This window comes from Adonisia turfae CCMR0081 (genome assembly GCF_011009555.1).
GTDB lineage: Bacteria > Cyanobacteriota > Cyanobacteriia > Phormidesmidales > Phormidesmidaceae > Leptothoe > Leptothoe turfae.
Map to the genome: position 1 here is coordinate 5,659,781 of NZ_QXHD01000004.1, position 9,513 is coordinate 5,669,293.

A 9,513-nucleotide genomic window follows, 5' to 3' on the forward strand; every position below is an offset into this window, starting at 1 on the left:
CATCATCCGGCAACAGCTCTACTACTTTTTCGATTAGCTTACTCGAACGATGCAGACTGCCAAGCTGTTCGCGGTCTAGGATATACGGATTAAGGTTGATATCGACTGACTGCAGTTTGTCTCGACCCGCTACTCCCATCCCTGTGCGTCGGTTGGACAGCGCAGAGAACGAATTCATTAATGTTCCATCGGCGCGGTAGAGCATGGGGAAGAACTGCGGAGAAAGAGAAACTGCCTCAAGTTTAAGCGATTGCAGAATCAATCAAACCAACAACCTCCCCACATCAACCCGACAAACCCGAGAGATCGCGCCCAAATAACACCCTGGCACCGTCCCGTCATTCTCCCATCGGCTAATCGTCATCTGGCCGACAGGGGCTATCTTTAACTCAGCCCCAATCAACACCCCCAATTCAGTCTGTTTAAGGCCAGCCTCGGCGCGAACGCCACGCAACAGAGCGGCCATCCTGGTTTCAGGTGTCTGAATTTTCTGAGTTGTTTCCATGGGTGCAACGGGTCAGGAACTGTTTACGAAACACCAATAAATAGTACTGTAAACGCTCTTAGAGTATAGCTAAAAACCCTTGGGTGACAACGGTTAGCGTTGATGGGAATGTATTCATCCTGAATGGCTGTCCGCTGGGATCGTGCCATTCAGGATCACCTGAAAACAGTCACCAGTATTACAGGAAAAATGCCTAGCAGAACCACAACTGTAACTGAGACTTTAACCACCGCTGGGCGGTTTGGAGTCACGACCAGCAACGTGTCGAATTGCCGGATCATCAACACTGGCTCTCAACCACTAACCAAGCTCGCTATAAAAGCCTATATTTCAGAATCTGACCCCGGCGGCATCATCACCGACACTGACGCTGAGTTTGCATCCCCCGACGACGGCTCTGCCATCCAGCACGCCGAGCAACGCAATTCTTTAGACGTGCGCGAGACTATCGCCCCCACCACTCTCCCAGCTGGCTCTCAGATCTTCTTTGCCCTGGCTACCCAAACCAGCTACGTTCGGGGGTTACACAGCATTGAGATCCTCGCCCAAACCGCTGCGGGTCAAACCACAACGCTCGACGTCTACGTAGGGAGGGCTTAGTCATGGCATGGAGACCAGTCGCGGGGGGGAAAACTGCCCTCGATCGCAACCAAGAAACCTACGTGGTGTCTGGCAATCTGACGCATGCAGGGCTATCCGGCTTCCAGCTCATCGCAGGAGCCAGCGGCTGCACGATCGCAGAACTCACAGGCCCGGACAACGCGGCTGATTTTGATGGGTTGATACTCGCAGCGAATCAGGAACTAATCTTTGGGCAAGAAATCACGAGTATTCGGTTGAGTGCTGGAAGTGGGATTGTTTATAACAGCCAAGAACGTCCAGCACAGTGGTTCGTGTCGAGCCATGCTGGGGATGACAGTAATGATGGATTGAGTGTGAGTTCTCAGTTCAGGACGATCTCCAAGTTAATGGAGTATTTCATTGCGGCTGGGGATGAGATCGTCGTGGATGACGACAGCTATATTCGGGAAGAGCTAACTGTAGGGGACAGCATCACTGTAAGCCATTCCGGAACCGGAACGAATTTACCTATTTTCGATGCTGGAGACATTGCAGAAAACACAGATTTCTCATTGTCTGCGGGACAGAGCAATACATATGAGATCTCGTGGGTGCCAGAATTTGGAAACGGAGCAGCCGACAATCGATTGATCCTTTTCGAAGATGGTGCTCTTCTGATTTGGCGAGAAACAATTGCTGAAGTAGAAAGTAATCCAGGATCGTACACGGTTGATGGATGGGCCAACACCGCAGGCAATACTATCTATGTTCATCCTAAAAATTCTACAAATCCAATCTCAGACAGTAAAGAATACATCATTCCTCGAAGGTCTCAGTGCGTTAAAACTGGAGATAACTGTGTCGTTGACGGCATTCACACGATCCGCAACATCTCGAACAACGGCTCCATTGAAGTTGGTCGAAACGGCCTGATTGTAAACTGCCTGATCGAATACGGGACAAAGCACAATTGCTTCCTGAAGCAGGGGACTATTCGCGACACAACAATCCGATACAACGAACATTTGCAAGGATCTTCGGCCACTCTCATCGTTTTTTACGATGGAGACACCAAAGTCGGAGATATCGACGTGATTGATGGATGCGCGCTCATTGGCGGCAATCCAAACGATCCTGCATTCACAATCTCCACAACCGGGACGTTTGCGCACGACGGCAATGGGGAGCACGCGCACAAACTCATCATTAGAGATTGCGATGCGTCCAAAGTAACCCGCATGGGGAATGGCGCTTACGATGAAGTGGAAGTGTCCGGGTGTACATTCCGTTGCGCTATGCTCGAAACAGCTGCTATTGACGGAAGATTCACAGATTGTCGCTTCCTATTTGCCCCGGAAGCCAACAGAAACCCGAGGAATAACCCCGGAGCTACAGGAGGTACTCTAATCTATGAGGGATGTACATTTGCCACGTACTTCCCGAATGGAACTATATTTTTCTTCCCGAATTTGAGTTGGAATTTAATAGTTCGATACTCAACGTTTTATCACGAACCAAACGGTTCGGAGTCGTTCTCAAAAATCATTAGTGAGAATGGGGACCCTATCCCCAACGTAATTTTTGAGAACAGCGTTGTATATGGCAGCATATACAACTACGACTTGCCAACGACCGAGGGGTCGGTGACGGGGAGCAACAACATATACTTCCATCCGACAAATCCAGGATTCCCAGTGTTCCGAACCCCAGATACTGGCGTTCTCGAACTTGGGGCGCTTCAAGCCGAAGTACCTGGTCTTGAAGCCAACTCTCTCAGGGTTGATCCTGGGTTTGTTGACACAGCCAACGGAGACTTCACCACCACAGCCCCCGAGGTGGATGCGTTGCAGGCAGGGGTTGAGTATTATGTGGCAGCGTAACGGATGAAAAATAATGAAAAACGAAACCCTTATTCTCTGGACTAGAGACGAGCACTCGATGCTCGTAAGCTCTGGTGTGCATCCAGACGCAAGAGGCTCTACGCCTCCTCCTTTATGGAACTTCACGATCCCTGGGAGCTTGCCAGAGATCCCCTCCATGGAATTTCATCCGCTATCAAATTCGGACCCCCATGACCCAGCTCACCCTCTACGAAATCGCCCCCGGCGAACATCCCCGAGAGATCCCGATCGCAACCGGGATTGACGGAGATTTCCCGCTAACGATTGGGCGTAATTCCCATGCTGATATCCAGATTGGGGTTATTGGCAGAAAAGTACTAGTTCCCCATCCAGATCCGAAAAAACGGGCTGACGGGGAGAAGGTTTCAATCTCTAGTCTGATATCCAGGGTGCAGGCCACCATATTCAGGGATGAGATCGGCAGACTCAGGATCAGGGACGGAAACAGCCATCCATCCGCCTTCGGTATCAGAGAATTCGGCACTAACAAACTGATAAGACGCCCTTGGCTGCTCGGGCCAGGGGCGCACATTACCTTAACCTTTGAGGGGGAGGGATATCGTTGTGGGCTACAGTGGGCGGCTGAAGAATCTGAATCCGAGACGCCCACCCTCGGTTACGAGCGCTGGCACAACGAGAATCTTCAGGAAGAATTGGCTGAGCAGAGAGCAGCACTCAAGGCATTGCAAGAGGCGCTAAACACCACCAAAAAAGAATCCAGCGAGATCAACACCGCCCAAGACCAGCGAATCCACAGCGCTGAAAAGAAAATCTCTCGGTTGCTACTCCTGGGCGCGATCGCGGTCTTCATCTTTGCTATCAGCCTGGGAATAAGCGCCGAGCAGATCCAAACGGTGGTACAGGTGATTGCGATTCTATCCGCCGTTGGGGGTGGTGGGTTTATCCTGCAAAACGAGAAACCGTAACGCTCTTGGCCGCTGGTGGTTGGGTGGTGCTAAAGGGATTGTTCGATATCGATTGGAATATCCCAAATCCAATGGGTATCATCATCAAGCCAGCGATCGCACTCTGGATGCGCAGCGCAGAAGGATTCAACCATTTGAGTGCATTGCACTTCACCGCATTCAATGTAGTTCTCAACGCGATTGATGAACCATCGTCTAGCTTGGACCTTAGAAGGAAGCCGCAAAGGCTCTGGCCGGGGCTGCTGCTTTGCATACGGAGGACGAACAACGGGGATTTGTGAAAGCATTTCATCAACCTGCCTGCGGTTTAACTTTTGATAACGCTGTTCTGCTTTGTAACTCATTTCAGAATTCTCCTCATCACACATCAGGCAGTATTCGCGGCTTACCCAGAGCCACGGGTTATTGTTTGAGAGAAAACGCCCAGTTGATCAGCGCCTCCCCTTCACTGAGATCGAGTTCGGGGATGTCATCAATAACGACAACCTCAACAGTAGGCTTCTGTCGCCATGCCGCCAACATCGGGCTAGGGCCATACAGACCTAGGCCATCATCCGTAGCCTTGTTGATCCAAGCCCACGCAGCTTTGGCCCCACGCCATGCAGCGCCGATAGCGAAGCCAGTAACACAGGCTAGGCAGGCGACAAATAGGATTAACAATGCAGTGAGCCGGAGAGCATTCCAGCCAAGCTCAGCAATCTGATCTTTGCCAGAATTCTCGTACCATCGACGCACGATAATGCCGGATTCAATCGCAGAGAGGGACAGATCGATAATGACCTCGTTGAGGATTTCTGCCGAAACTTCAATAGCGCGGCGGATGAAGTGGCCAGCGTTGTCGAATGTAGCGATTGCATTTAATGCAGGTGTAGCGTATTGCATGATGTGATTTCTCCAAAGAATGTGTCGAGCAGAGCGGTTCCTTCTCTCTGCATGGCCCTTGGCACTCCCCCCGCGCCCCTCGTATTCATATCCAGCCCGCGCACGGCTGCAGCCTTTACTCCCGGCTTTGGGTTTCTATCATCGGAAAAACAAATGTGTCGTGGTGCCAGGCTTTCACCGGCTGCCCCATCCTCGGGTCAGGGTCCGTTGGTACGCTTGGGAGGAAACGGTTTCCTAAACTCGATTCCAAGCGGTTCTTTTAGACATACTCGATGTCGGCTTCTAGCTCTAAGCCTTCAGCATCCCATCGACGGATGTTAGTGATCTCCATCCCGTCGATAATGTCGCCAACCTTGGGCGTGGAATCCACATCATAGTGGAACGTGCCAACCTCAAGGCCAAGGTCAAAAGCGGTGAATTCGATAGACATAATCATAGTCCTAAAAACAACATCCACAGCAGCGTGGTGCGCAATGCGAACTGCTAGTGATGTTGGTACGATTCGCTTTGTTCGGCGAAAGGAATCGAGAACGAAACCGCCTGGCGTACCAGGGAAACACCGCACCCCCTCCGCTCCCCTATCAGGAACGCATCCTCAGATAGAGTTAAGAACTCGGGCAGGCTGTACTCGAAAGTACGGCGGCTGTCATAATGCGCCCACTCGTTGTTATCGCCTGTAGAAGTAGCCGAAGCCATCTCGTTGTTAACGGAGCACGAGAACTAAACCGTCAAGCCCGCGTGGTTAGCAATTAGCTTGGAGCGACAACAGCGAGCGACGGGCGCTCAGTGTTGACCGATGCACACCGTATGTTGCCTCTGGGCTCCTTGTTTAACCGGCTGGCCCCCGGTACGTGGCGTCCTGCGCCGTTAGATATACTATGCCGTAGACCTACGGTTATTTCAAGGGCTTTGTTCGTTTTTTATATCTGTTAGCATTTGCTTCACGATCTCAGGCTTCGATAGTAGCCACAACACAATTTTTCTTAGGGCTGGCGCAGGGCGTTCTTGAATTTCGTCTATCAAGACTTGAAGCTTGTCCCTGTCCGAGGATGTCAATGTCAGCTTGACATATCTGCCCGCGTCAAGCTTTTCGTTAGAGGAGAATTGACCAGCGTTTGCCTTGTTACCTCTTTGCTGCGATTCCCAGTCGTTATTGGCCTTTTTACTCATCAAAATCAGACTCCGTCCTGAAGGTAATGCCTAGCGCTTCACAATGTCGCTCAGCGATATCAAAATACTCATAAACGTTCTCGCCAATCAAGCAGACTATGGGGGATTTCTCGGGAAAGTAGGATGAATAGACCAGGGCTTGGCCGATTGCATGCTTCCAGTTATGAGCAACCTTCACTTCGATGACAAATTCATCTGTGAGCACATCGATCCTGCCTGCTGGGTTAGCGTACTCAGTTTTTCCGCCCAGTTTTTTCGCTAACCGCTGGGAGAATTGCAGCTCAACTTGAAGTTTTTTGCAGGAATTTTGGATTGAAGCTTTTTGAACTTCTGGCTCAGTCTTCTTGCTTTTCCGGCTGCTGGCACAAACCTTAATGGGCTCTACGCGTTGAATAGGTTGTTCATCAACAGCGAGATCGATATAGGGGTTGGAAGAGATATCTTGAAGCTCTTCTTCTGAGAGCGTCCTAGTGACACATGGAAATTTAAGAGGTTTCTCTGACTCCCATCTGAGTTTTGAAGGGCTATTAGATTGTACGCATGAGGGCACATAGTCAACTCTGCTATTCCTGGGTTCTCTTGCCGACCTAAAAGCTGGACTCTTTGATCTTTTCTTTCCCATGACATTTCAGGTTAATCATTTCCAATATTATAGCCGTTGACCTACGGTTATTTCAGTAATTTAAGAGGATATTTGTTAACCCTTTGTAAAGAATCGGCACAACAAAAACTGCCCCCGAAGAGACGGCATGAGGTGCGTGTTTGTTGGGGGGGACAAGATCTCAGCGGTTAGCCCAGAGCAACAAACGCTTCTGAGATTAATTCTGGAAATGAAATACTAAAAACGGCAGTCGATTTTGTAAGGCAGTCTCTAGTGTCGCGTTGAATCACTCAATGTAAGTGTTGAGTGTCACGGCTCATTTCACGAATCAATGCTAGAGACTGCACGAACGAAGAACAGTATCACCATATGTTTCCGCAGATGAATTCGTTAAGCAACAGCAAGCGTTTGAGATATGAAATCGCAGGCTAGCGTGGATACCTGCTCAAGTATTTCCCTCGCAGTAAAGGGAGTGTCTACTGCCCTATTCTGGATTACAGAAACTCCGCACAAATAATATAAAGCTCTTAGCACATTTTTTACTTTAAAAGCTAGGTTAGTAACGTCTAGCCCACACACGGGTTGCATCACTATCTTCAAAAATTACAAGAGTTTGATAATCAAATAAACCAAAAGGCCACCTCTGGTACAGGCGGCCTCAGTTCGTGCGTTCAATGGAGTCGAAACCATGAAACACTCAATTAACATCATAATCCCTACTATCGTTTTAGGAATAACAATGCTCGGATTAGCCGTACTTCTTCAAGGTGGACTAGTCGATATTCAGCTAAGTCCAGGAACGACGATTAAGGTTGTTGGACCTGAGAAGGTGAAGATGCCTTAGGTGCTGTAAAAGGTCCAGGTGTTGTGCTTGGACCTTTATGATTATGACCTATGCCCTTACGCGTTCTCTTGCTTACGCTTCTTGAATGCAGCTACCCCCATACCTATTAAGCCAGGGAGGGTCGCAGGGGTTGGAACTGGTGCGGGGTCGGGATCAGGATCGGGATCTGGGTCTGTCTGCAACACTGACACATTATCCAACTGAATGTCCACGTTGAATGAAACTAGTGATTCATCAGAAAATCGTAACAGTGTTGTTGCGGAGTCAGCCACAAAATTGAAAACTGAAGGAGGAAATTGAAAGCCAAAAGGCGGTTTTGGCGCACGCAGCACTTCGCTCACTAAGGAATTAGATCCAATCACTTCAACTCCCAAGAACTGATCAACGAAATTAGCGTTACCTCCATTGATACCTAGGTCAAATGATAACTCGTAGGCCTGTCCAACAATTGTCGTTAAACTTTGAGACAAGATCCCGTTATTAGGCCTATTTCCGAAACTAAAAGCTGCACTCAATGATCCATCACTGGCGGCAGGAACACTGACAAGAGTAATATTCCCTGTTTTTGTCCAGCCTGAGAAGTCACCAGTTTCAAAGCTGCCATTTCTGACAAGACTCATTGCTGATGCTGAAGAGTTATGAGGAAACCATATCCATAAAGGAGCACTGAGAATTAAGGCTGTAGGAGTAGAAACTTTCAACATCTGACTATCCAGCAAAAACATTAAAAAGAAAAACTGGATAGATGCACATATCAATAACCATCGATATATTTATTCAACTTTGCATAGCGCACAACCAGCTTTGCAGTAAGCTCACTTGGATCTCACGAAGTTAAGCAAACAGATAATTTGTGCAGAATATTTCTCTGTGTGCTGCATACTTCGTTTTCTATCCACGTATAGCTAGGACTTCTGTCCTGAATGACAAACATGAGCCTTATTAAATTGCTATATCATCCTGCGCTAGCATCCTATTCACTCTTCTCCTCAAACTCCGACAACTTCTAAGTTCATATTCCTGGGCATAGACATTGCAGCCCAGACTCAAAACTTTAGAGCGGCCTGAATCGGTCAGCACCTTGAGCACACGAGTATGACCAAGCGCATTCTCGGTAACCAAAAAGCTACAGCTAGATTCTTTGAGTAGAAACAACAATTCTGGATCATCTAACTCTGTCGCAACTCGTCTCTTTTGAATCGGCTCAACCGTTCGTTCAAGTCTCCAGCGATTACTGAGTCGTCGTTTGATGGTGGACTGACTCCAGTCTGTTGCTTTGGCTAATCCTGCAATGGAACAACCGGGTATCTGAAATCCATTTGAAACCACTACTAAGCTATTTTCCCCTGGCAATTTGTCAGAGGTCGCCATCTCCCACGGTTTCAAAACTAACTTCTTGGCTTGTCCTTTCTTCTCTTTCCTAGCTGCCCAATAGGCTTGTCGTTGTCGATACTGGGCTTCCAATGCTGTGCACAATGCTTTGGCTTCTGATCGGCCAAGGTGGTCTACGGATACATCCGCGATCGCACCCAATCCATCCACACCTAAGGTATGCTTCACGGCTTTAATGCCAGATAGGTACAGTTCTACCTGGTCACCCATCCACCGACGCCCACGAAACCATCCTCGTTCTAGCCCTTGTCTGACCCATCGCTGGACAGTCCGTACAGAGACATTCATGAGACTGGCGATGGTTGCATAGTCGAACAGGACCCAGCCACTACCCTGGGTATCCAGAGCACGCAGCAGGGTCCATAGCCTGGCGCATTCATGGCCATGGTCTAACAGACGGGTATAGATTCGGACGGTCTTAGGTGTCTGCATAGCACGCTAGCCAGCCCCACCAAAGCAGGACCGGCTAAACCTCGTATTGATGGGCTATGCCTTGATGAACTTGGGTGTTAGGGCCTTGAGCTGTCGGCGCATCTTCACGATCAGGTGGTCCTCAGCCCCCGACACTGCACACGCTTCCCAGTTCAACTCAGACACTTCCAGGCAGAAAAGAGTAAAGCGTACTAGTGCCCATAGTACAGACAGGAAAATGAGGCGAATGAGAGTCTTAGTTACTTTCGTCATCGCTCTGTTCCTCCTTCTGTAGTAACTGGTCAGCCATCACACTCGCC

General features: G+C 49.1%; 11 protein-coding genes. 3 read left to right on the forward strand and 8 right to left on the reverse strand.

Annotated elements, in window-relative coordinates; translation table 11 throughout:
* Positions 1–262: 262 nt before the first annotated feature.
* Positions 263–505, reverse strand: a complete 243-nt coding sequence (locus DXZ20_RS28085) for a helix-turn-helix domain-containing protein (protein WP_163702411.1) — start codon at positions 503–505, stop codon at positions 263–265.
* A 123-nt stretch (positions 506–628) separates the two neighbouring features.
* On the opposite strand from DXZ20_RS28085, the gene DXZ20_RS28090 reads away from it, so the two are divergent.
* The 3 genes from DXZ20_RS28090 (at position 629) to DXZ20_RS28100 (ending at position 3,893) form a co-directional block, all read left to right on the forward strand.
* Positions 629–1,105 carry a hypothetical protein gene (locus tag DXZ20_RS28090; RefSeq protein ID WP_163702413.1) on the forward strand — a complete coding sequence of 159 codons (477 nt, stop codon included), beginning with the start codon at positions 629–631 and terminating at the stop codon, positions 1,103–1,105.
* Positions 1,106–1,107: 2 nt separating this feature from the next.
* On the forward strand, positions 1,108–2,946 hold the full coding sequence (locus DXZ20_RS28095) for a DUF5123 domain-containing protein (RefSeq protein WP_163702415.1): 1,839 nt from the start codon (positions 1,108–1,110) through the stop codon (positions 2,944–2,946).
* A 74-nt stretch (positions 2,947–3,020) separates the two neighbouring features.
* Positions 3,021–3,893 (forward strand): FHA domain-containing protein, encoded by an 873-nt coding sequence (locus DXZ20_RS28100; RefSeq protein WP_163702417.1) that lies wholly within the window; start codon positions 3,021–3,023, stop codon positions 3,891–3,893.
* Between the two features lie 29 nt (positions 3,894–3,922).
* Here DXZ20_RS28100 and DXZ20_RS28105 read toward each other — a convergent pair whose 3' ends face one another.
* The 7 genes from DXZ20_RS28105 to DXZ20_RS28140 all read right to left on the reverse strand — a co-directional run bounded on the left by DXZ20_RS28105 (position 3,923) and on the right by DXZ20_RS28140 (position 9,214).
* Positions 3,923–4,237, reverse strand: a complete 315-nt coding sequence (locus tag DXZ20_RS28105) for a hypothetical protein (protein ID WP_163666262.1) — start codon at positions 4,235–4,237, stop codon at positions 3,923–3,925.
* Between the two features lie 58 nt (positions 4,238–4,295).
* Entirely contained in the window at positions 4,296–4,775 is a 480-nt protein-coding gene (locus DXZ20_RS28110) for a hypothetical protein (protein ID WP_163702419.1), read from the reverse strand.
* A 259-nt stretch (positions 4,776–5,034) separates the two neighbouring features.
* Positions 5,035–5,205, reverse strand: coding sequence for a hypothetical protein (locus tag DXZ20_RS28115; RefSeq protein WP_163702421.1), 171 nt, complete (start codon positions 5,203–5,205; stop codon positions 5,035–5,037).
* Positions 5,206–5,675: 470 nt separating this feature from the next.
* Positions 5,676–5,945: a hypothetical protein gene (locus DXZ20_RS28125; protein WP_163702425.1), complete on the reverse strand. Its 270-nt coding sequence runs from the start codon at positions 5,943–5,945 to the stop codon at positions 5,676–5,678.
* Positions 5,938–6,567, reverse strand: coding sequence for a hypothetical protein (locus DXZ20_RS28130; protein WP_163702427.1), 630 nt, complete (start codon positions 6,565–6,567; stop codon positions 5,938–5,940). The genes DXZ20_RS28125 and DXZ20_RS28130 overlap by 8 nt, the downstream gene beginning before the upstream one ends.
* 879 nt (positions 6,568–7,446) lie before the next feature.
* A complete protein-coding gene (locus DXZ20_RS28135; RefSeq protein ID WP_163702429.1) occupies positions 7,447–8,094 on the reverse strand; it encodes a PTPA-CTERM sorting domain-containing protein in 648 nt (215 codons plus the stop codon).
* A 238-nt stretch (positions 8,095–8,332) separates the two neighbouring features.
* Positions 8,333–9,214, reverse strand: a complete 882-nt coding sequence (locus DXZ20_RS28140; RefSeq protein ID WP_163702431.1) for a helix-turn-helix domain-containing protein — start codon at positions 9,212–9,214, stop codon at positions 8,333–8,335.
* Positions 9,215–9,513: the final 299 nt, after the last annotated feature.